This is a genomic window from Allobosea sp. GW821-FHT09G06, assembly GCF_059416005.1.
On sequence record NZ_JBWKOI010000004.1, the window covers coordinates 171,532 to 191,231 of the forward strand.

Genomic DNA, 19,700 nt, shown 5'->3' on the forward strand with positions numbered 1-19,700 from the left:
GGAATCAGGCTGAAAGGGTCAGGGCGGAGGCTTCGCGTTCGCTCTGCCATCGCTCCGCGAGATCGAGGAAATTCCGCAGGATCGTCGCGCCATGCTCGGAGGCGATGCTCTCCGGGTGGAACTGGACGCCGTGGACCGGCAGCTCCCGGTGCGAGAGTGCCATGATCAGGCCGTCATCGCTCTCCGCCTCGATCTCGAAGACATCCGGGCAGGAGGCGCGCTCGACCACGAGCGAATGATAGCGCGTCGCCTGCAATGGCCCGTTGATGCCGCGGAACAGGCCGCGCGCCCGGTGGCGGATCGGCGAGACCTTGCCATGCATCGGCAATGGCGCGCGCACGACCTGGCCGCCGAAGGCCTGGCCCATCGCCTGCAGGCCGAGGCAGACACCGAAGATCGGCTTCCTGCCCGCGCCTTCGCGGATCAGGTTCAGGCAGATTCCGGCCTCGTTCGGCGTGCAGGGGCCGGGCGAGAGCACGATCGCATCGTGATCGCCGGCGAGCGCCTCGTCGACGGTGAGCGCGTCGTTACGCCAGACATCGACCTCGGCGCCCAGGCCACCGATGAGGTGGACCAGGTTCCAGGTGAAGCTGTCGTAGTTGTCGATCAACAGAACGCGCATGGCCGAACCCGTGAATGCGGGTTGAGGTCATGCACGCTCTGAGGCGGGGTGGTCAAGTTTCGCGCGGGCTGCGCGGATCAGACGACCGGCGGATTCAACCGCGCGAAACCGGCCTGCCGCCGGTAGGGGAAATACGGATAGGGCGCGGTGCGGACGCTTGCGGCATCGAGGCGCGCGACCTGCTCGGCCGTCAGGCTCCAGCCGACCGCGCCGAGATTGTCGCGCAATTGCTGCTCGTTGCGGGCGCCGATGATGACGGAGGAGACCGTCGGGCGCTGCAGCAGCCAGTTGATCGCGACCTGCGGCACGCTCTTGCCGGTCTCTCCGGCGACAGCATCGAGCACATCGACGATGGCGTAGAGCTGCTCGTTCTCGACCGGCGGGCCGAATTCGGCGGTTTCGTGCAGGCGGCTGCCGGCAGGCAGCGGCTGGCCGCGCCGGATCTTGCCGGTCAGGCGGCCCCAGCCGAGCGGGCTCCAGACCAGTGCGCCGACACCCTGATCGAGGCCAAGCGGCATCAGCTCCCATTCGTAGTCGCGCCCGACCAGCGAGTAATAGACCTGATGCGCGACATAGCGCGGCCAGCCATGGCGCTCGGCCGCAGCGAGCGACTTCATCAGTTCCCAGCCGGCAAAGTTCGAGACGCCGACATGGCGCAGCTTTCCGGCGCGGACGAGCATGTCGAGCGTCGAGAGAACCTCCTCGACCGGCGTGCCGGCATCGAAAGCGTGGAGTTGCAGCAGGTCGATATGGTCGGTGCCGAGCCGCCGCAGCGCGTCCTCGGTCGCCTTGATCAGGCGGCTGCGCGAGGAGCCGGCGTCATTGGGGCCGTCGCCCATCGGCAATGTGGTCTTGGTCGAGATCAGCACCTTGTCGCGCCGTCCCTTGATCGCCTCGCCCAGCACCTCCTCGGAGGCGCCGTTCGAATAGACATCGGCGGTGTCGAAGAGGTTGAGCCCCGCTTCGAGGCAGATATCGATCAGGCGGCGCGCTTCCCGGGCGTCGGTCGTGCCCCATGCGCTGAAGAGCGGTCCGGTTCCGCCGAAGGTGCCTGCGCCGAAGCTCAGGGCGGGGACCATCAGTCCCGAATGGCCCAAACGCCGATATTCCATGATTCATATCTCCAGTGGAGGTCGGAACATGGCGATGCGAAACCGGCGCGATTAGCCCGCCAGCGGGAACAGCATTCGTGAGTTCAAGTCATCGAGCCGACGAGAGCGGTGCTAGCCCCGCGCGCTGCGCGGCATGCCGGCAGTGCGCGGCTGAGCCAACCCTGGCGCGGTCTCGACGCCGAGCGCGGGCAGGGCCAGCGTGCGCTGGCCACGGAAATCGACATGGCAGACGATCAGCCCGCGCTCCTCGATATAGCTGAGCACGCGCCGCGCGCGGCTCGGCGAAGCGCTGCCATAGACCTCCGCGAGCTCGGCATCGCTGGGGCAGGGGCGGCCTTCGATCGCGGTGCGGGCGATATAGAGGAAGAGCCCTTGCAGGTCTTCCGGCAGCGTGCCGGAGGCTGCCACCGCCGTTTGCCAGCCCTCGCTTGTCGCGATGCTGTCGCTGACGCCGGCGCGCGCTACGGCGAGCCTGCGGCGGAACTCCTCGAGGCTCAGATGCGTGCGGCCAAGCCGGCGCATCCGGCAGCGCACGGTGAAATCCTGATAGAGCACGGCGACCTGTCGCGAGCGCGCCTCGGGATCGGCCATCAGTTCGCGCAGGATCTCGACCATGATCGCCTCGCGCTCGGCCGGCTCCAGCTCGATCTCGGGCTCGGGTTCCGGCTGCGGGGCAGGGCGGTAGTTCTCGATCCGGCGCAGCACCTCGGTCGGGTCGGGTTTGGGCCGCGGCGCCGGGCGGGCAGGCCGCGCCATCGGCAGCGGCTCGTCCTCGCCCCGCGTGAAGATAAGCTTGCCGGCATCCTCGGGTGCCTGCTCGGGAAGCGGCATCAGCCCCGGCGCGCTGCCGCGATCGACCGAGGAGACCGTGCCGATCCGGATCGGCAGCGGGCGCTTCGACAGGGCGGGGCCGAGCGCGACGAACTGGCCGCGTTCGAGATCGCGGAACATCTCGGCCTGGCGGCGGTCCATGCCGAGCAGGTCGGCGGCGCGCTGCATGTCGATATCGAGGAAGGTGCGGCCCATCAGGAAGTTGGAGGCTTCCGCCGCGACGTTCTTGGCGAGCTTGGCGAGGCGCTGCGTCGCGATGACGCCCGCTAGCCCGCGCTTGCGGCCACGGCACATCAGGTTGGTCATGGCGCCCAATGAAAGGCGGCGCGCCTCGTCCGAGGCCTCGCCCGCCATCACCGGCGCGAAGAGCTGGGCTTCGTCGACCACGATCAGCATCGGGAACCAGAGCGAGCGATCGACATCGAAGAGCCCGCCGAGGAAGGCGGCGGTGGCGCGCAATTGCTCGTCGGCTTCGAGGTTTTCGAGGTTCAGCACCACCGAGACGCGGTGCTGGCGCACGCGCAGGGCGACGCGCTGCAATTCGGCCTCGCCGCATTCGGCATCGACCACGACATGGCCGAACTGGTCGGCGAGCGAGACGAAGTCGCCTTCGGGGTCGATGATCGCCTGCTGCACCAGAGGCGCGCTCTGCTCCAGCAGGCGGCGCAGCAGATGCGATTTGCCCGAGCCGGAATTGCCCTGCACGAGCAGGCGCGTCGCCAGCAATTCGGCGAGATCGATCAGACCGGGCTCGCCGGTCCTTGTCGTTCCCATCTCGATTGCAGTGGTCATGCGGGCGATGAATCGTCGGGTTGGATCGGGCGCGGATGTGCGGCCGGCGCTTCTAGCACGGCCTTCCCTTCGCTGGGCGCAGGGCAGCCCTGCCTTCCACAGGCAATCGACCTCAGCGCGGGCAGCGCAGCGCACGCTCCTGTCGGACGATATCGGCGATCGCCCGGTGGTCGTTGGCCGAGAGCGGCAGGTCCTCGACATTATCGTACTGGCAGCCGGCATTGCCGAAGGCCGCGATCGCGCGTTTCGTCCGGAAGCAATAGCCCTGCGCCTTGTAGATCTCGTTGCGCGCGGTCCAGAGATCGGCACAGGCCTGAGGATTGGCGAAGGCCGGGCTCGCCAGCCCACCGGAGAGCAGGGCGGCCGCGAGAAGCGGGAAGCAAAGGCTGCGCATGGGGATATCTCCTGCTAGCGAGTCGCGAGCTTTGCGGAGCGGGCTTGCGAAGGCAACACGCGGGGCCTGACATGATGCCGTCGCAGCAGGCGGGTTCGCTGGCGGGAAGACTGACGGGCAGGGCGATGCAGTTCGGCTATTGCGAGCGGATCGATGGCAGCTTCTGGGCTGAGCCCCTGAACGCGGTGACCAATGCGGCCTTTCTCGTCGCCGCGCTGGCGGGATTCTGGCTGTGGCGCCGGCAGGGTGGGCGGGACGCAGTCACGCTCGTCCTAGTCGGGCTGGTCTTCGCCATCGGCATCGGCTCCTTCCTGTTCCACACCCTCCCGAATCGCTGGACGCTGCTGGCCGATGTCATACCGATCCAACTCTTCGCCTTCGGCTATTTCGCTTTCGCGCTGAGGCGCTTCCTGGGATTGTCCGTAGCTATCACGGCTGCTGGAACGCTGGCCTTCTTCGCTCTGGCGCTGGGCCTGTCCGCGCTCGGGCGCGCGGTGCTGCCGGCCGGGATGGCGGGCTCGGCCGGTTATGCGGCCTTCCTGCTCGGGTTGATCGGCGTGGCGCTCGCGATGGCGCGTGCACCGGCGCTGCGCGATCAGAGCCGGCTATTGGCGCTTGCGGCGGGGGCTTTCGCCATCTCCCTGACGATGCGCAGCATCGACGGTGCGCTTTGCGGCAGCCTGCCGCTTGGCACGCATTGGCTCTGGCACCTGCTCAATGCGGTGGTGCTCCATCTGCTGCTGCGCGCTGCCGTGACCCGCGGCGCTTCCTCATCGCGGAGCGGATGAGGAATTCCTCCTGGCATTCTTCCGGGGGATGTCGTCAGGCGACCGAAGGCCCCTGCCGCTTGCTGACGGTGATGTCGCCGGCCGAATGGGCATCGATATCGACGATCGCGACATCCGGCCGATCGATCGCCGGGAGGCTGCGGGCGTCGCTCGCGCGATGAACGAAGACCAGGCTCGCGAATGCGGGATGGCCTGCCAGCCGTGAATGCGCCAGGGCAGGCTCCATGGCGCCGGGCAGAACCAGATGGACGCTGCGTCCGCCCTCGATGCAGGCTTGGAGATCGCCGAGATTGAACAGGCCGAGCGGCAGGAGTTCGAGCCCGCTGAGCATCGCCACGCCCGGCCCGCTCGCCAACGCGGCAAGGTCGCCGCCGACCAGCGTCGTCACGATGCGCGAGGAGATGGTCGGCTTAAGGGCTCGCGAGATCTCGAGCGCCTTGCCGAGCAATTCCCGCTCCGGCAGCGCGATCGGGCCCTGCAAAGATACGCCGTCGGCGATCTGCAGCACCGGTCGCTCAGTGAGCTGCGGCAGGGGATGCAGCGTCGGGTTCGCCATCAGCATGTCGAGCGGGGCGACACCGTCCGGCACATCCGGGCCGAAGCCGCCGACGAAGCGCGTGCCGAAGGCGCGCATCGCGAGATTGCGCAACATGAGCAAGGGCCGCAGCGGCCCGACCCGGCTGACGCCGAGCGCCATCACCGCGCCGGAAGCCTCGATCAACTTGAGCAGTTCGAGCTCGTTGCCGTGCAGCGGCAACATCAGGGGCGACAGGCCCGCGCGCAGGCTCGCCAGGATCGAGACGATCGCCTCCGGCCCGAGCGGGGCCAGGATCGCGACGCTCGCGCCCGGCGTGCCCTTGTTGATGGCGAGCAGCCGCGCCAGCCGGTCGATGCGCTCGTCGAGGTCGAGGAAATTGACCGAGCCCGGAGTGACGTCGCTCCAGCCGCGCCGGCCGGGTGGATCGCGCAAGGCCGCGTCATAGCCGCGATTGCGGGTCAGGGCTGCGAGCAGGGTGTCGAGATCGAGACCGTCGAGCAAGGCTGAGGCTTCGTCCTGTTCTGCCCGCATCGACAGATCCTAATTCGCGGGGGCCGAGGCCGCCGGGAGGCGGGCCAGCAGCTCGTTGGAGAGGAAATAGGCCGGCTGCCGCCCCGCCAGCGTGACGCCGCGCGCGAAGGCGATCCAGGTGTCCGGCAGGTAATAGAGCGGCACGACGTAGAAGCCGGAAACCAGCAAGCGGTCGAGCGTGCGCACCGCCGCGACGAAATCCTCGCGCTCGCGGGCGCCAAGCAGAGCCTGCAGGACGGCGTCCACGGCGGGCGATTTCACGCCGGCATAGTTCAGCGAGCCGTTGCGGGCGGCATTGGCCGAGCCCCAGCGGCCGATCTGCTCGTTGCCGGGCGAGGCCGAGGCCGGCCAGGTCCACTGGATCATGTCGAAATCGAAGGTCGACAGGCGCCGCCAGTACTGCACGTCGTCGATCAATCGCACCGAGACGGCGATGCCGAGGCGGGCGAGCGATTGCGCATAGTTGAGCGCGAGCCGCTCCTGCGGCCGGCTGGTGACGGTGATCTCGAAGGCGAAGGGCTCGCCCTTGCCGTTGCGCAGCACGCCGTTCTGGAGCGCGTAGCCGGCGGCCTTGAGCAGGTCGAGCGCCTTGCGCGCCTGTTCGCGGTCGCGGCCCGAGCCGTCGGTCTCCGAGGGCCGCCAGCTGCCGGCGAGAATGTCCTCGCGCACGGCGCCGGGAAAGGCTGCGAGCAGGGCCTTCTCGCGCCCATCGGCGGGGACGCCGAGCGCCGAGAGTTCCGAATCGGAAAAGAAGCTGCCGGCCCGGCGATAGACGCCGTGGAACAGGTTGCGGTTGACCCATTCGAAATCGAACAGGAGCCCGAGCGCCTCGCGCGCCCGGATATCGGCGAAGATCGGCCGGCGCGTGTTGAAGACGAGGCCGGTCATGCCCTTGGGCGTGTCGAAATGCAGGGTTTCCTGCCGGATGCGCCCGTCATGCACGGCGGGGACGTCGTAGCCGGTCATCCAGCGCGTCGGATCGCCCTCGATGCGGACATCGTAGAGCCCGGCCTTGAACGCCTCGAAAAGCGCGTTCGAATCCCGGTAGAAATCGTAGCGGATCTCGTCGGCATTATAGAGTCCGCGCGTGAGCGGATGGTCCTCGGCCCAGAAATCCTTGCGCCGCCGCAGCACCAGCGATTCGCCGGGGCGGACCTCCTCGACGGCATAGGCGCCGGAACCGAGCGCCGGCTTGAAGCTGGTCTCGCCGAAGGTTTCGGCATTGGTCGCGTGCTTGGCGAAGATCGGCATCGCGCCGATCACCAGCGGCAATTCGCGATTGGAGCCGTCGCCGAGTTCGAACTCGACGCGCCGGGGCGAGGGGGCGGTGGCCTTGGTCACGCGACCGAGGCTGGAGCGGTGGAACGGCTTGCCCTTCGCCTTCAGCATCTCGAAGGTGAAGATCACGTCCTCGGCCGTGACCGGCTTGCCGTCCGAGAACCGCGCCCGTTCGTCGATCTCGAAGGCGAGCTGCTTGCGGTCGGCATCGAGCGAAACGCCGGAGGCCAGCAGGCCATAGGCCGTGAACGGTTCGTCGGCCGAACGGAAGAGCAGGCTCTGCTGGACGTATTTCGGCACGGCATCGGGCGCGACGCCGAGCACGACGAGCGGATTGAGGCTGTCGAAGGTGCCCTGGATGCCCATGACGATGCGCCCGCCCCGGGGGGCCTTGGGATCGGCATAAGGCAGATGCGCGAAGCCGGAAGGCAGGGCCGGCTGACCATGCATCGCGATGGCGTGCCGAAGCGGGGCCGAATCGGCCAACGCATCACGGCCGCGCGCCAGGACGGCGAACGGAGCCAAAGCCAGCAAGAAGTTGACCCCGCGGCGGCTCACCGCCTGGGGCAATCGAAGAAATTCCATCGTACGACCTGATTCCCTCGACAAGAATAGCATGGGAGCAGCAGGGTCACGCAGCTATTCGGGCTGGAAACCTCGCTGCGAACTCGCTAAAGGCGGGGCAGGGTGTCATTCAAACGCCTCAATCAGCCTTGATGTGCACGGCTTGCGATGGCCTGCGCCCCATGCGATTGGGCCATCAGCGGTGACGCGCGCGGCTTGCGAAGTCGTGATCCCGAATTCGCTTGGTAAGGAAAGACAAGAATGTCCGCTTCGTATCGCCTGTCATCTCGTGCGCTCGGCCTCGTGCTCAGCACGGCCATCGGCTTTGCGCCCGTCGCGGGCTTCGCCCAGGCTCCGGCGCAGCGCCCGGCGACGCCGACCCGCCCGGCCGCTCCGGCGCCGGCCCAGCCTGCCGCTCCGGCCCAGCCCGGCGGTGCCGCGGCCACCGGCCCGACGGTCGTCCAGGTCAAGCCCGAGCCCTCGCAGACGAGCTGGACCAAGGTCTGCGGCAAGGACCAGGCCGCCAACAAGGAAATCTGCTACACCACCCGCGACTTCGTCTCGGATCAGGGCCAGCCGGTGCTGGCCGTCGCGATCTATGACGTGAAGGGCGACCCGAACAAGATCGTGCGCTTCCTGATGCCGCTCGGCCTGCTGCTGCAGCCCGGCATCCGCTTCGGCGTCGACAACGCCCAGCCGACCGGCGGCCGCTACGCCATCTGCTTCCCGAACGGCTGCTTCGCCGAGTCGCAGGTCAAGGACGACTTCATCAACGCGATGAAGAAGGGCACCAACCTGAACGTCAGCGTCCAGAACCAGGGCGCTCGCGAGCTGACCTTCACCATCCCGCTGGCCGATTTCGCCAAGGGCTTCGACGGCGCCGCCATCGACCCGAAGGTGCTCGAGGACCAGCAGAAGCAGCTGCAGGACGAGCTGGCCAAGCGCCAGGAAGAGCTGCGCCAGCGTCTTGGCGCCGGCGGCGCTGCCGCTCCGGGCGCTGCCCCGGCCCCCGGCGCTGCGCCTGCCGCGCCTGCGACCCCGCCGAAGCCCTGAGCGGCGGCGGCGCTATCGCCTGAAACAGAAAAGGCCGGTCCCCTGCGGGACCGGCCTTTTTAGTTCGCATGTCGATTTCCTGAGGGGACCAGGCCGTCATCCCGGACAAGCTGCGAAGCAGCGCCGATCCGGGATCCATCCCAGAGCTCCGGAGCGCTCCGATGGATCCCGGGGCAAGCCCGGGATGACGGCGAGATTTTGAGAGATGTCGGCGCTTTCTGGATCGGCGGTCAGCCGACAGGGCCACAAGAGAGCGATAAACCTCAGTTCAGGTCGGCGCGGTCCAGCTTGTAGCGGCCCTTGCGGTCGCGCCGGAAGAATTCCTTGGCGCGGGGATGGCGCACGGGCTCGCCGGAATCGTCATCGACGAGGTTCTGCTCGGAGACATAGGCGACGTACTCCGCCTCCTCGTTCTCGGCGAAGAGATGGTAGAAGGGCTGGTCCTTCGACGGGCGCATGGCCTCCGGAATCGCCATCCACCACTCCTCGGTATTCGAGAAGACCGGGTCGACGTCGAAGATCACGCCACGGAACGGGTAGATGCGGTGCTTGACCACCTGCCCGATCCTGAACTTGGCCGAACGCGCTTCCATGACAAATCCATCTTGCGCCGGCCGATGCGCCGCCGGCTTTAGGTCTTGCCGCCTTGCGCAAGCAATGCGTCGTAAATGCGTCGAAATCAATCGATTCAGGCCCGCTGTCCCATCACATTCCGTAGCGCTCGGCCAGGTCCGGGTCTCGCGCCGCGACCTGAACGGCGAGGTCGACGATCACCTTGGCCTGCTTCCAGGTCGCGTCATCCTGCATCTTGCCGTCGATCATCACGGCGCCGGAGCCGTCCGGCATCGCTTCCAGAATCCGCCTGGCGAAAGCGACCTCGGCCGGGTCGGGGCTGAAGACGCGCTTGGCGATGGCGATCTGCGAGGGGTGCAGTGTCCAGGCGCCGGCGCAGCCGAGCAGGAAGGCGTTGCGGAACTGCGCCTCGCAGGCGGCCTCGTCGGCGAAATCGCCGAAGGGGCCGTAGAACGGCTTGATCCCGGCCGCGGCGCAGGCATCGACCATCTTGGCGAGCGTGTAGTGCCAGAGGTCCTGTTGCGCGACCGCGCGTGGCCCGCCATCGGGGGAGGGGTCGGCGATCACCTTGTATTCCGGGTGGCCGCCGCCGACGCGGGTCGTCTTCATGGCGCGCGAGGCGGCCAAATCGGCGGGGCCGAGGCTCATGCCGTGCATGCGCGGCGAGGCGGTGGCGATCGCCTCGACATTCTTGACGCCCTCCGCCGTCTCCAGGATGGCGTGGATCAGGATCGGCTTGCGCAGCAGATGCCGCGCCTCGAACTGGGCGAGGAGCTGGTCGACATAGTGGATGTCCCAGGGACCCTCGACCTTCGGCACCATGACGACATCGAGCTTGCTGCCGATCTCGCCCATAATCGCGGTGATGTCGTCGAGGAACCACGGCGAATTCAATGCGTTGACGCGGGTCCACAGGCCGGTCCTGCCGAAATCGACCGCCTTGCCCATGGTGATGAAGCCGTCGCGCGCCGCCTGCTTGGCCTCGACCGGGATCGCATCCTCGAGATTGCCGAGCACGATATCGACCTGTCCGGCGAGCTCGCCGACCTTGGCGCGGACTTTCTCCAGATGCGGTGGCACGAAATGGATCATCCGCTCGAGCCGCAGCGGCAATTCGCGGAAGGGCTCCGGCGCGCCGATCGCGAGCGGGCGGAAGAACTGGCGCGGCGTCCTGGTCGTCATCGGCGGCTCCATGCTGCAATGCAGCGACTGTGGCCGAGACGATGCGTGCCGTCCATGGTTCTTTCGATGACAAATAGGCTGGAATGCCTAGGTTATTAGTCCTAGCTTTGCTGTTGGGTAATATTTCCTAGGTATCATGTCTTTCTTCTGCGCTGGGTGCGGGCAAGTACGCTGCAAAAGCCCTTGCTGCCTTCGAGCCATGCGCTAGATGCAGATATCCGCCGGGTTCGGGTCGAAGGCGGGCGCCTTCATCGCAGGACGAAAACGCCACCGATGGCCGACCTCCTCAGCATCTTCAATCTGGTCGCGCCGTTCTTCGGGCTGATCCTGCTCGGCTTCGCCATCGGCCGCTACAAGCAGTTGCCGGAGGAAGGGCTGGCCTGGCTCCAGTTCTTCCTGATCTATGTCGCGCTGCCGCCGCTTTTCTACCGGCTGATCGCCGACAAGCCATTGAGCGAGCTCGCCAACTGGAAATTCATCGCCGGCACGACCTTCGCCACGTTCTGCGCCTTCAGCCTGTCGCTGGCGATCGGGCTCCGGCACGCGAAAGGCGACCTGCCGCAGGCGGTGATGCAGGGCGTCGCCGGGGCCTATTCCAATATCGGCTATATGGGCCCGCCATTGATCCTGGCGGCGCTGGGGCCGGAGGCGAGCGCGCCGGTCGTGCTCATCTTCGTCTTTGACAGCGTGTTGCTGTTCTCGCTCGTTCCGTTGCTGATGGCGGTGGCCGGCGTCGAGAAGAAGAGCCTGCTCGCCACCGCCGGCGAGGTGGTCTGGCGAGTGCTGACCCATCCGTTCAACGTCGCGACGCTGGCCGGCGTGCTGGCGAGCTATCTCAAGTTCGAATTGCCGGTGGCGCTCGACCGGATGGTGTTGTGGCTGTCGCAGGCGGCGGCGCCCTGCGCGCTCTTCCTGCTCGGCGTCACCGTGGCTCTCCGCCCGATGAAGCGGATGCCGGCCGGCGTCCCTGGGCTCGTCTTCATCAAGCTCCTGCTGCACCCGCTTCTGGTCTGGCTGCTGCTCTCGGCCATCGGCGGCATCCCGACCAACTGGATCTATGCCGCGATCATCATGGCGGCGCTGCCGCCGGCGCTGAACATCTTCGTCATCTCGACGCAGTACAAGGTCGGCGTCGAGCGCGCTTCGGCCTGCATCCTCGTCGGCACCATCGTCTCGATGGTCACGCTCTCGGGCTTCCTGTGGCTGGTGAAGACGGGCAGGATAGCGGCCGATCTGTTTCACTGAGAGCTTGTTTGGGAAGCAAGCCCTCATCCTGAGGAGCCGCGTTAGCGGCGTCTCGAAGGATGCTCCAGATGCTTCCGGAGCTTCCTGGAGCATCCTTCGAGACGCCATGTCTGACGACACGGCTCCTCAGGATGAGGGCTGAGGACCTTTTCAAATACGCCCCGCGCAACAAGGATTCCGGATGCTGCCGCTGGACGACCTGCTGGTCCTCGATTTCTCGACGCTCCTGCCCGGGCCGCTGGCGAGCCTCTTCCTCTCCGAGGCCGGCGCGCGCGTCATCAAGATCGAGCGGCCGGGCGGCGAGGACATGCGCGGATTCCCGCCGCGCTTCGGGGAGACTGCGGCGCCTTTCGCAGTGCTCAATCGCGGAAAGGATTCGGTCGAGCTCGACCTGAAGGCGCCGGACGCACTGGCGCGACTGACCCCGCTGATCGCGAAGGCCGATATCCTGATCGAGCAGTTCCGGCCGGGCGTGATGGAGCGGCTCGGTTTCGGCCATGATGCCCTGAAGACCATCAACCCGCGCCTGATCTATTGCTCGATCAGCGGCTATGGCCAGCATGGCCCACGCGCGCAGGAGGCCGGGCACGATATCAACTACCAGGCGCTCGGCGGGTTGCTGGGCCAGTCGCTGAAGCGCGGTGAGGCTCCGCCTCTGCCACCGCCGCTCGTTGCCGACATCGCCGGAGGCACCATGCCGGCCGTGCTCAACATCCTGCTGGCGCTGCGCCAGCGCGATCGCACCGGGCAGGGCTGCCATCTCGATATCGCCATGGCCGATGCGATGCCGACCTTCGCCTGGTACGGGTTGGCGCAGGGGCAGGTGACCGGCTCCTTTCCCGATGGCGGGGAGGGCCTGCTGACGGGTGCGAGCCCGCGCTACGGGCTCTATGCCACCGCCGATGGCTGGTTCCTGGCGGTCGGGGCGATCGAGCCGAAGTTCTGGCAGGGCTTCTGCGAGGGGATCGGCCTTGATGAGAGGCTGCGCGACGACCGCCGCGATCCCGAAGCGACGCGAGCGGGCATTGCCGCCATCATCGCAAGCGAAAGCGCCGCCTATTGGCGCGCGCTGGTCGAGCCGCTGGATTGCTGCTGCACGGTGGTGCGGACGCTGGAGGAAGCGGTCTCCGATCCGCAGATGTCGGCGCGCGGCCTGCTCGATGCGCAGGTCGAGGAGCCCGGTGGCCGCCGTCTCGTCTCGACGCCGTTGCCGCTCGCGCCGGTTTTCCGCGAGCAGGCGGCCGGGTTGCGGAAGGTCGCGGCGAGCGGGGTGGATACGCGGAAGATACTGGGCGAGGCCTGACGAACGGTTGTCATGCCGGGGCTTCGCGGAGCGAAGAACCCGGAACCCACGACTGGGCGAGCGGCTCGCAACGAGGCACCGAATGTCTCACCAGGTCGTGGGTTCCGGGTTCGCACCTGCGGTGCGCCCCGGAATGACAGTCGTGCGACGCAGTCGTGATCGAGTGCCGACCAGCGCCTAACGCGCCGCCCCACCGGCCAGCCCCTGCCGCATGACGAGCCGCCTGAGCGGCCCGATCCGCGACAGCGCCAGCAGGCCGGCGCCGCGCATCAGGTCGGCGGGCAGCAGATCGGTCAGCAGCGTGCGGTTGAGCACATCGACCGCGCCGGTGCGCAAGCGTACATCGGCCTGCCGCGCGCTGTCGTAATCAGCGATCACGCTTGCCGCTCCCGCATCCGTCGCGCCCGCCAGCGCTTCGCTCAGTGCCGCGGCATCGCGCAGGCCGAGATTGAGCCCCTGCGCGCCGATCGGCGGGAAGACATGCGCGGCCTCGCCGATCAGCGCCATGCGGCCGGCGCCGAAACGCTCGACCGAGAGCCCGCCCATCGGCACCTTGCCGCGCGGCCCTGACACCGTCATTGCGCCCAACAGCGACTGCACCTGCTTTTCGACCCGTAACGCGAAGGCCCTATCGTCGAGCGCGGTCAGCGCGGGAGCCTCCTCCGGATCGACTAGCCAGACCAGCGAGGAGCGCCGGCCGGGCAGCGGCACGATCGTGCAGGGGCCCTTGCGCGTGTGGAACTCGGTCGAGGTTTCCTGATGGTCGCGGCGATGCTCGAAGATTGCGGTCAATGCGATCTGCGGATAGCGCCAGTCGCGGCTCTCGATGCCGGCCGCCGCGCGGACCTGCGAATTGCGCCCGTCGGCGCCGACCACAAGGCGAGCCTTCAATGGAGCGAAGCCCTCGCAGGAGAGGCGCACGCCGTCCGCCTCCGGTTCAATCGCGCGGACGAAACCGGGGATCATGCGCAGGCCGGATCGTTCGGCCGCCTTCTCGGCGAGAAGCCCGGTCAGGTCGGCATTCTCGATATTCCAGCCGAAGGCCTCCAGCCCGATCTCGGAGGCCCGGAACTCGACCGGCGGCTGGCGGAACAGGCTGCCGCTGTCATCGACGAGGCGCATCACTTCCAGCGGCGCGGCCTTCTCCAGCAAGGCCTCCTGCACGCCGAGCTCGGCCAGCATCCGCCAGGAACCGTCGAGCAGGGCGACGGTGCGTCCGTCGCGCGGCGCCGCGACCGGGCCGACCAGGGCGACGCTGCGCCCTTCGCGGCTCAGCGCAAGCGCGGCCGCCAGGCCGACGGCGCCGGCGCCCACGATGGCGATATCGACCTGATCGGCAGTGTCCGTGCTCATCGCCCTTGGCTAGCCGATGCGCGGCGACTTGGCCACGGGCCGCAAAGTCGCAAGGTGCGTTCTGCGTTGGGCACGGATGCCTTTCCGGCCCGATGAACTATGGTCGGGCATCCATCCCGTAGGAGATGCCTTTCATGGTCAAAGCCATTCGCGCCCACAAGACCGGCGGCCCCGAGGTTCTGCAGTTCGAGGACGTCACCCTGCCGCAGCCGGGTCCCGGCGAAATCCTGATTCGGAACCGGGCGATCGGCCTGAATTTCATCGACACCTATTTCCGCTCGGGTCTCTACCCGGCGCCGCAACTGCCCTTCACCCTAGGCAACGAAAGCGCCGGCGACGTGCTCGCCGTCGGCCCCAACGTCACCGAGTTCAAGCCCGGCGACCGCGTCGCGGTGGTCGCGGGGCTCGGCGCCTATGCCGAGGAGCGCATCGTGCCGGCGGCTTCCGTCGTCGCGCTGCCGGAGGGCATCTCCTACGAGGCCGCCGCCAGCATGCTGCTCAAGGGGCTGACGGCCGAATACCTGCTGCACCGGACCTACAAGGTGAAACCGGGCGACACGATCCTCGTCCATGCCGCGGCCGGTGCGACCGGCCTCATCCTCTGCCAATGGGGCAAGGCGCTGGGCGCGACCGTGATCGGCACGGTCGGCTCGAAGGAGAAGGCGGAGCTGGCCAAGGCGCATGGTGCCGATCACGTCATCAACTATCGCGAGGAGGATTTCGCGGCGCGGGTGAAGGAGGTCACCGGCGGGGCGCTCTGCGACGTCGTCTATGACGGCGTCGGCAAGGACACCTTCATGAAGTCGCTCGACACGCTGAAACCCTTCGGCCTGCTAGCGAGCTTCGGCAATGCGTCTGGCGCGGTCGAGGCCTTCAATCTCGGCATCCTCGCCAGCAAGGGCTCGCTCTATGTGACGCGCCCGACGCTCAACACGCACACGGCCAAGCGCGAGACCATGGTTGCAATGGCCAAGAACCTGTTCGAGACGGTGCTGAGCGGCAAGGTCAAGGTGCCGGTGAACGCGACCTTCCCGCTGAAGGATGCAGCCGACGCGCATCGCCTGCTGGAATCGCGCGGCACCACGGGCTCGACGGTCCTGATTCCCTGATTCAGCCCGAGGCTGATGCGAATGGAGAACCATGCGCCCGGGAAACCGGGCGCATTTTTTTCGTGAGCAATGAACCCGAAGAGGAGGTGCCGCGACGAATCGGTATCAGCACATGCTGACAACCATTCAAGGTGACGTCATGACCAGCAGGTTTCAGATCGTCGGCTTTCTCTTCGCAACCCTGACCCTTTCGGGTGTCGCTCTCGCCCAGCAGGGCGGCGGCGGTGGTGGCGGCAATGGCGGCGGAGGTGGCGGCTCCGGTGGCCAAGGCGGGCAGGGCGGCGACCACAACTCCGTCATCGCCATCCGCCTGCAGGACCACGAGCGCGTCCGGGTTCCGGGTGCGGCAAAGGCCCGGGGAGCCGGAGCCAACTGCATCACCCACGCCTGCAACGAGCCGCCCCGCTACGAGCCCCCTCCGGTTCTGACCGCGGAAGGCTGCGGCGGCGAACTCAGGGTCGCGCGTGACCGTAACGGCCGGATCGTCCGCCGGGTCTGCGAATTCCCGAACTGACCAGCTGTCGCTCAGACAGCCACGCCGTGAAGATCGTAAGCGTCGGCGCGCTCGATCTTCACGGTGACGATGTCGCCTGCCCGCAGCGGCCGGCGGCTCGCCACGTAGACATTGCCGTCGATCTCCGGCGCATCCCATTTCGAGCGGCCCTTGGCCACGGTCGGCCCGGCCTCGTCGATGATGACGGGAATGCGCTTGCCGACGCGGCCCTTGACGATGCGGGCGGAAATCTCTGCCTGTGCCTTCATGAAGCGGTGCCAGCGGGCTTCCTTCACCTCTTCGGGGACGAGGTCGAGGCCGAGATCGTTGGCGGGCGCACCCTTCACCGGCTCGTATTTGAACGCGCCGACGCGCTCCAGCTTCGCTTCCTTCAGCCAGTCGACGAGGATGTCCATGTCCTCTTCGGTCTCGCCGGGGAAGCCGACGATGAAGGTCGAGCGGATGGCGAGATCCGGGCAGATGTCGCGCCATTTCCGGATGCGGTCGAGCGTGCGGTCCTGATGGGCCGGGCGCTTCATCGCCTTCAGCACATTCGGCGAGGCGTGCTGGAAGGGGATGTCGAGATAGGGCAGCACGAGCCCTTCCTGCATCAGCGGGATCACCTCGTCGACATGCGGGTAGGGGTAGACATAGTGCAGGCGCACCCACATCCCCATCTGGCCGAGTTCGCGGGCGAGTTCGAAGAAGCGGGTGCGGATCTCGCGATCCTTGAACATCGAGGGCGCGTATTTGATGTCGAGGCCGTAGGCGCTGGTGTCCTGCGAGATCACCAGCAGTTCCTTGACGCCGGCCTTGGCCAGCTTCTCGGCCTCGCGCAGCACGTCGCCGATCGGCCGCGAGACGAGGTCGCCGCGCAGCTTCGGGATGATGCAGAAGGTGCAGCGATTGTTGCAGCCCTCTGAAATCTTGAGATAGGCGTAGTGCCGCGGCGTCAGCTTCACGCCCTGGTCGGGCACGAGATCGACGAAGGGGTCGTGCTTCGGCGGCACCGCCTGATGCACGGCCGAGACGACGCTCTCATAGGCCTGCGGGCCGGTGATCGCGAGCACGTTCGGGAAGACGTCGCGGATCTGCTCGGGCTCGGCGCCCATGCAGCCGGTGACGATGACCTTGCCGTTCTCGGCCATGGCCGAGCCGATCGCCTCGAGCGACTCGGCCTTGGCGCTGTCGAGGAAGCCGCAGGTGTTGACGATGACGAGGTCGGCCCCGGCATGGCTCTTCGAGAGCTCGTAGCCCTCGGAGCGCAGCGAGGTGATGATCCGTTCGGAATCGACGAGCGCTTTGGGGCAGCCCAGCGAAACAAAGGAGATTTTCGGCGCGACGGCGTTCATCGGCTGATGGCTCGGTTCAGAATGTCAGGAAGCGCCGCGCGTCAGGGCACGCGATCGGCGCTTCCTTTGAACCTTTTCAAGCTGATTTGCAATCGAAAGCGCGATCAGGCCGCCTTGCCGGTCGCGACGGGACGGTCGGGGTCCTGCGTCCAGTCGGTCATCGAGCCATCGTAGAGCGCGACCTCGTCGCGGCCCAGAACCTCCGAAAGCACGAACCAGTTCGCCGCTGCCGAATGGCCGGTATTGCAGTAGGAGACCACTGGTCCCTGCGGCACGGCCGCGAAGAGCTTCTCCAGCTCGCGAGGCTCCTTGAGCTTGCCGCTGCCGGGCTCGAAGGCGCCGGCATAGTCGCGCTGGATCGCGCCGGGGATATGGCCGGCACGCGCGGCCTCGGCCGATTTCTCGCGGCCCTCGAAATAGCTGGGACCACGGGCATCGACGAGGCTCGCCTGCTTGCTTCTGGAGGCGACGAGCGTCGAATCCGCCGTGCTGCGCAGGCCCTGCTGTGCCACGACCGGATAAGCGGCAGCGCTCTTCGGCACTGATGCGCCGGTCGCGACCGGGCGCTTCGCATCGGCCGTCCAGGCCTTGAAGCCACCATCGAGGATCGCCTGCTGGCCGTGCCCGATGAATTTCAGCGTCCAGTACACACGTGCCGCCGCGGCGAAATCGGTCGCGGCCGTGCCGGCCGGGACGATGACGATCTCGTCATGCGGCTTGATGCCGAGCCGGCCCACGAGCGCAGCGAGATGGTCGAGCGGCGGCACCATGCCCGGCGCATTGCCGATCTTCGCCCGCCAGCCATCGGCCGCGTAGTCGGAATGGAGCGCGCCGGGGATATGACCGGCCTCGAAGGCGGCTTTTGCGCCATCGGCCGCGGTGCGGATGTCGATGATGACGAGGTTCTCGTCACCGAGGCGCGCGGCGAGCGCGTCCGGCGTGATTAATCCGGCGAATTCAGCCCGGCTCATTCGGCAGCCTCCTTCTGTAGTTCGTCGATCACTTCGAGGCTGTAGCTCATCTCGGCGGTCGCCCCGAGCATGATCGAAGCCGAACAGTATTTTTCCTTCGACAATGTGACGGCCCGCTCGGCCTTGGCATAGGACAGGCCCTTGCCGGTGATGCGGTAGGCGAGATGGATCTTGGTGAAGACCTTGGGATCGGTCGTGGCGCGCTCGGCCTCGACATCGACCTCGCAGCCGGTGATGTTCTCGCGACCCTTCTTGATCATCCCGACGACGTCGAAAGCCGTGCAGCCGGCGAGCCCGATCAGCAGCATCTCCATCGGCCGGATGCCGAGATTGCGCCCACCATATTCCGGCGCGCCATCCATGATCATGGCGTGCCCGCTGCCGGACTCGCCCATGAAGGCCATGCCATCAACCCATTTCGCGCGTGCTTTCATCGCGATCTCCTGTCCGGATCGAGGACCGGTAGCCGATGCGGCTATCGGATTCGCCGGGGAGGCTATGGCATCGGGCCGGAAAGGTGAATCCGGTTTTCGCGGCGCCCGATGCGCGACATTGCGGGATCAGGCGGCGGCGAACAGGTTGCCATGGGCGATGCGGAGCCTGATCCGCTCGCCGATCGCCGGGGCGACCTGGCTGGCGAGATCGACCTCGAGCCGCTTCTTCAGCCCCTCGACGGCGACTTCAGCCCGGCGGATCGGGCCGTTGCGGCGCAAGTGCTCGACCGTGCCGGGGAGCGCCAGCGGCGTCTCGTCGACGATGCGCAGGTGCTGCGGCCGGACATAGAGCGAGGCCGGGCCGCCCTGGTTCTGCGACAATCCGCCCAGCACCGGCCGGTCGCCGAAGAAGGCCTGACTGCCGACGACCTTGACCGGCAGCTTGTTCACCTCGCCCAAGAACTCGCAGATGAAGGGCGTGGCCGGATGATCGTAGACATCATCGGCCGAGCCGACCTGCTCGATCCGTCCTTCGTTGAGGATCGCGACCCGGTCGGCAAGTTCCAGCGCCTCCTCCTGGTCATGCGTGACGAAGACGGTGGTGTGGCCGGTGCGCCCATGCAGTTCGCGCAGCCACGCCCGCAGGTCCTTGCGGACCTTGGCGTCGAGCGCGCCGAAGGGCTCGTCGAGCAGCAGCACGCGCGGCTCGATGGCGAGTGCACGCGCCAAGGCGACGCGTTGGCGCTGGCCGCCAGAAAGCTGGCTCGGGTAGCGCTTTTCTAGCCCCGGCAGCTGAACGAGGTCGAGCAAGTCGCTGACACGCTTGCGGATTTCGTCGTTGTTCGGGCGCTCGTGGCGCGGGCGGGACTTCAAGCCGAAGCCGATATTCTCGGCAACGTTCATCGTCTTGAACAGCGCGTACTGCTGGAAGACGAAACCGATGCGGCGGTCGCGCAGGGAGAGATCGCGCGTATCGGTCTCGCCGAACAGGACGCGGCCGCGATCGGCCTCCTCAAGCCCGGCGATCAGGCGCAGCAGCGTGGTCTTGCCCGAACCGGACGGGCCGAGCAGCGCGACCAGCTCTCCCGGCTGGATATCGAGCGAGACGCCGCGCAGCGCCGGGAAGTTGTCGAAGCGCTTTTCGATGGTCTCGATGGTGACGGCGACCGACATGGCGAGAAA

19 protein-coding genes are annotated in these 19,700 nt (G+C 67.3%); 6 read left to right on the top strand and 13 right to left on the bottom strand.

Annotation, left to right across the window (positions count from 1 at the left end; translation table 11 throughout):
- Positions 1-4: 4 nt before the first annotated feature.
- The 4 genes from AC07NY_RS20035 to AC07NY_RS20050 all read right to left on the bottom strand — a co-directional run bounded on the left by AC07NY_RS20035 (position 5) and on the right by AC07NY_RS20050 (position 3,751).
- Positions 5-622: an anthranilate synthase component II gene (locus tag AC07NY_RS20035; protein ID WP_494585267.1), complete on the bottom strand. Its 618-nt coding sequence runs from the start codon at positions 620-622 to the stop codon at positions 5-7.
- Positions 623-699: 77 nt separating this feature from the next.
- The gene (locus tag AC07NY_RS20040) at positions 700-1,734 is read right to left on the bottom strand and encodes an aldo/keto reductase (protein ID WP_494585268.1); all 1,035 of its coding nucleotides are present in this window, start codon (positions 1,732-1,734) and stop codon (positions 700-702) included.
- A 111-nt stretch (positions 1,735-1,845) separates the two neighbouring features.
- Positions 1,846-3,357 carry a helicase HerA domain-containing protein gene (locus tag AC07NY_RS20045; RefSeq protein WP_494585269.1) on the bottom strand — a complete coding sequence of 504 codons (1,512 nt, stop codon included), beginning with the start codon at positions 3,355-3,357 and terminating at the stop codon, positions 1,846-1,848.
- Positions 3,358-3,469: 112 nt separating this feature from the next.
- Positions 3,470-3,751: a YARHG domain-containing protein gene (locus tag AC07NY_RS20050; RefSeq protein WP_494585270.1), complete on the bottom strand. Its 282-nt coding sequence runs from the start codon at positions 3,749-3,751 to the stop codon at positions 3,470-3,472.
- A 71-nt stretch (positions 3,752-3,822) separates the two neighbouring features.
- Between AC07NY_RS20050 and AC07NY_RS20055 the strand changes: the two genes are divergently transcribed.
- Positions 3,823-4,539 (top strand): ceramidase domain-containing protein, encoded by a 717-nt coding sequence (locus AC07NY_RS20055; RefSeq protein ID WP_494585271.1) that lies wholly within the window; start codon positions 3,823-3,825, stop codon positions 4,537-4,539.
- A 34-nt stretch (positions 4,540-4,573) separates the two neighbouring features.
- Here AC07NY_RS20055 and AC07NY_RS20060 read toward each other — a convergent pair whose 3' ends face one another.
- Positions 4,574-5,608 carry an AMP-binding protein gene (locus AC07NY_RS20060; protein ID WP_494585272.1) on the bottom strand — a complete coding sequence of 345 codons (1,035 nt, stop codon included), beginning with the start codon at positions 5,606-5,608 and terminating at the stop codon, positions 4,574-4,576.
- Between the two features lie 9 nt (positions 5,609-5,617).
- Positions 5,618-7,420: an extracellular solute-binding protein gene (locus AC07NY_RS20065; RefSeq protein WP_494585273.1), complete on the bottom strand. Its 1,803-nt coding sequence runs from the start codon at positions 7,418-7,420 to the stop codon at positions 5,618-5,620.
- A gap of 291 nt (positions 7,421-7,711) precedes the next feature.
- On the opposite strand from AC07NY_RS20065, the gene AC07NY_RS20070 reads away from it, so the two are divergent.
- The gene (locus AC07NY_RS20070; protein ID WP_494585274.1) at positions 7,712-8,503 is read left to right on the top strand and encodes an invasion associated locus B family protein; all 792 of its coding nucleotides are present in this window, start codon (positions 7,712-7,714) and stop codon (positions 8,501-8,503) included.
- Between the two features lie 263 nt (positions 8,504-8,766).
- On the opposite strand, the gene hspQ is transcribed toward AC07NY_RS20070, so the two are convergent.
- Together hspQ and AC07NY_RS20080 are read right to left on the bottom strand one after the other, a co-directional pair.
- Positions 8,767-9,096 carry a heat shock protein HspQ gene (hspQ, locus tag AC07NY_RS20075; RefSeq protein WP_047578680.1) on the bottom strand — a complete coding sequence of 110 codons (330 nt, stop codon included), beginning with the start codon at positions 9,094-9,096 and terminating at the stop codon, positions 8,767-8,769.
- Positions 9,097-9,208: 112 nt separating this feature from the next.
- Positions 9,209-10,258: an HpcH/HpaI aldolase/citrate lyase family protein gene (locus AC07NY_RS20080; RefSeq protein ID WP_494585275.1), complete on the bottom strand. Its 1,050-nt coding sequence runs from the start codon at positions 10,256-10,258 to the stop codon at positions 9,209-9,211.
- Between the two features lie 273 nt (positions 10,259-10,531).
- Here AC07NY_RS20080 and AC07NY_RS20085 point away from each other — a divergent pair, with 273 nt between their 5' ends.
- Both AC07NY_RS20085 and AC07NY_RS20090 read left to right on the top strand, forming a co-directional pair.
- Positions 10,532-11,503, top strand: a complete 972-nt coding sequence (locus AC07NY_RS20085; protein WP_492286448.1) for an AEC family transporter — start codon at positions 10,532-10,534, stop codon at positions 11,501-11,503.
- 181 nt (positions 11,504-11,684) lie between these two features.
- Complete coding sequence (locus AC07NY_RS20090) at positions 11,685-12,806, top strand: CaiB/BaiF CoA transferase family protein (protein ID WP_494585276.1); 1,122 nt, start codon at positions 11,685-11,687, stop codon at positions 12,804-12,806.
- 177 nt (positions 12,807-12,983) lie between these two features.
- On the opposite strand, the gene AC07NY_RS20095 is transcribed toward AC07NY_RS20090, so the two are convergent.
- Positions 12,984-14,159 carry a UbiH/UbiF family hydroxylase gene (locus AC07NY_RS20095; RefSeq protein ID WP_494585277.1) on the bottom strand — a complete coding sequence of 392 codons (1,176 nt, stop codon included), beginning with the start codon at positions 14,157-14,159 and terminating at the stop codon, positions 12,984-12,986.
- Between the two features lie 134 nt (positions 14,160-14,293).
- Here AC07NY_RS20095 and AC07NY_RS20100 point away from each other — a divergent pair, with 134 nt between their 5' ends.
- Positions 14,294-15,268 carry a quinone oxidoreductase family protein gene (locus AC07NY_RS20100; protein WP_494585278.1) on the top strand — a complete coding sequence of 325 codons (975 nt, stop codon included), beginning with the start codon at positions 14,294-14,296 and terminating at the stop codon, positions 15,266-15,268.
- Between the two features lie 139 nt (positions 15,269-15,407).
- On the top strand, positions 15,408-15,782 hold the full coding sequence (locus AC07NY_RS20105; RefSeq protein ID WP_494585279.1) for a hypothetical protein: 375 nt from the start codon (positions 15,408-15,410) through the stop codon (positions 15,780-15,782).
- Between the two features lie 11 nt (positions 15,783-15,793).
- Here the strand turns inward: AC07NY_RS20105 and rimO are convergent, their stop codons facing one another.
- From rimO to AC07NY_RS20125, 4 genes are all read right to left on the bottom strand, one after another.
- A complete protein-coding gene (rimO, locus tag AC07NY_RS20110) occupies positions 15,794-17,113 on the bottom strand; it encodes a 30S ribosomal protein S12 methylthiotransferase RimO (protein WP_494585280.1) in 1,320 nt (439 codons plus the stop codon).
- A gap of 104 nt (positions 17,114-17,217) precedes the next feature.
- Positions 17,218-18,084 (bottom strand): sulfurtransferase, encoded by an 867-nt coding sequence (locus AC07NY_RS20115; protein WP_494585281.1) that lies wholly within the window; start codon positions 18,082-18,084, stop codon positions 17,218-17,220.
- Positions 18,081-18,518: an OsmC family protein gene (locus AC07NY_RS20120; protein WP_494585282.1), complete on the bottom strand. Its 438-nt coding sequence runs from the start codon at positions 18,516-18,518 to the stop codon at positions 18,081-18,083. The genes AC07NY_RS20115 and AC07NY_RS20120 overlap by 4 nt, the downstream gene beginning before the upstream one ends.
- 126 nt (positions 18,519-18,644) lie before the next feature.
- A complete protein-coding gene (locus AC07NY_RS20125; RefSeq protein WP_492286441.1) occupies positions 18,645-19,691 on the bottom strand; it encodes a sulfate/molybdate ABC transporter ATP-binding protein in 1,047 nt (348 codons plus the stop codon).
- Between the last annotated feature and the right edge of the window lie 9 nt (positions 19,692-19,700).

Bases quoted from the DNA above. Each gene is read 5' to 3' on its own strand.
- AC07NY_RS20115 (WP_494585281.1), bottom strand. From the start codon at position 18,084: ATGAGCCGGGCTGAATTCGCCGGATTAATCACGCCGGACGCGCTCGCC.
- AC07NY_RS20035 (WP_494585267.1), bottom strand. From the start codon at position 622: ATGCGCGTTCTGTTGATCGACAACTACGACAGCTTCACCTGGAACCTG.
- AC07NY_RS20095 (WP_494585277.1), bottom strand. From the start codon at position 14,159: ATGAGCACGGACACTGCCGATCAGGTCGATATCGCCATCGTGGGCGCC.
- rimO (WP_494585280.1), bottom strand. From the start codon at position 17,113: ATGAACGCCGTCGCGCCGAAAATCTCCTTTGTTTCGCTGGGCTGCCCC.
- AC07NY_RS20070 (WP_494585274.1), top strand. From the start codon at position 7,712: ATGTCCGCTTCGTATCGCCTGTCATCTCGTGCGCTCGGCCTCGTGCTC.
- AC07NY_RS20060 (WP_494585272.1), bottom strand. From the start codon at position 5,608: ATGCGGGCAGAACAGGACGAAGCCTCAGCCTTGCTCGACGGTCTCGAT.
- AC07NY_RS20080 (WP_494585275.1), bottom strand. From the start codon at position 10,258: ATGACGACCAGGACGCCGCGCCAGTTCTTCCGCCCGCTCGCGATCGGC.
- AC07NY_RS20125 (WP_492286441.1), bottom strand. From the start codon at position 19,691: ATGTCGGTCGCCGTCACCATCGAGACCATCGAAAAGCGCTTCGACAAC.
- AC07NY_RS20085 (WP_492286448.1), top strand. From the start codon at position 10,532: ATGGCCGACCTCCTCAGCATCTTCAATCTGGTCGCGCCGTTCTTCGGG.
- hspQ (WP_047578680.1), bottom strand. From the start codon at position 9,096: ATGGAAGCGCGTTCGGCCAAGTTCAGGATCGGGCAGGTGGTCAAGCAC.
- AC07NY_RS20100 (WP_494585278.1), top strand. From the start codon at position 14,294: ATGGTCAAAGCCATTCGCGCCCACAAGACCGGCGGCCCCGAGGTTCTG.
- AC07NY_RS20040 (WP_494585268.1), bottom strand. From the start codon at position 1,734: ATGGAATATCGGCGTTTGGGCCATTCGGGACTGATGGTCCCCGCCCTG.
- AC07NY_RS20055 (WP_494585271.1), top strand. From the start codon at position 3,823: ATGATGCCGTCGCAGCAGGCGGGTTCGCTGGCGGGAAGACTGACGGGC.
- AC07NY_RS20105 (WP_494585279.1), top strand. From the start codon at position 15,408: ATGACCAGCAGGTTTCAGATCGTCGGCTTTCTCTTCGCAACCCTGACC.
- AC07NY_RS20045 (WP_494585269.1), bottom strand. From the start codon at position 3,357: ATGACCACTGCAATCGAGATGGGAACGACAAGGACCGGCGAGCCCGGT.
- AC07NY_RS20050 (WP_494585270.1), bottom strand. From the start codon at position 3,751: ATGCGCAGCCTTTGCTTCCCGCTTCTCGCGGCCGCCCTGCTCTCCGGT.
- AC07NY_RS20120 (WP_494585282.1), bottom strand. From the start codon at position 18,518: ATGAAAGCACGCGCGAAATGGGTTGATGGCATGGCCTTCATGGGCGAG.
- AC07NY_RS20090 (WP_494585276.1), top strand. From the start codon at position 11,685: ATGCTGCCGCTGGACGACCTGCTGGTCCTCGATTTCTCGACGCTCCTG.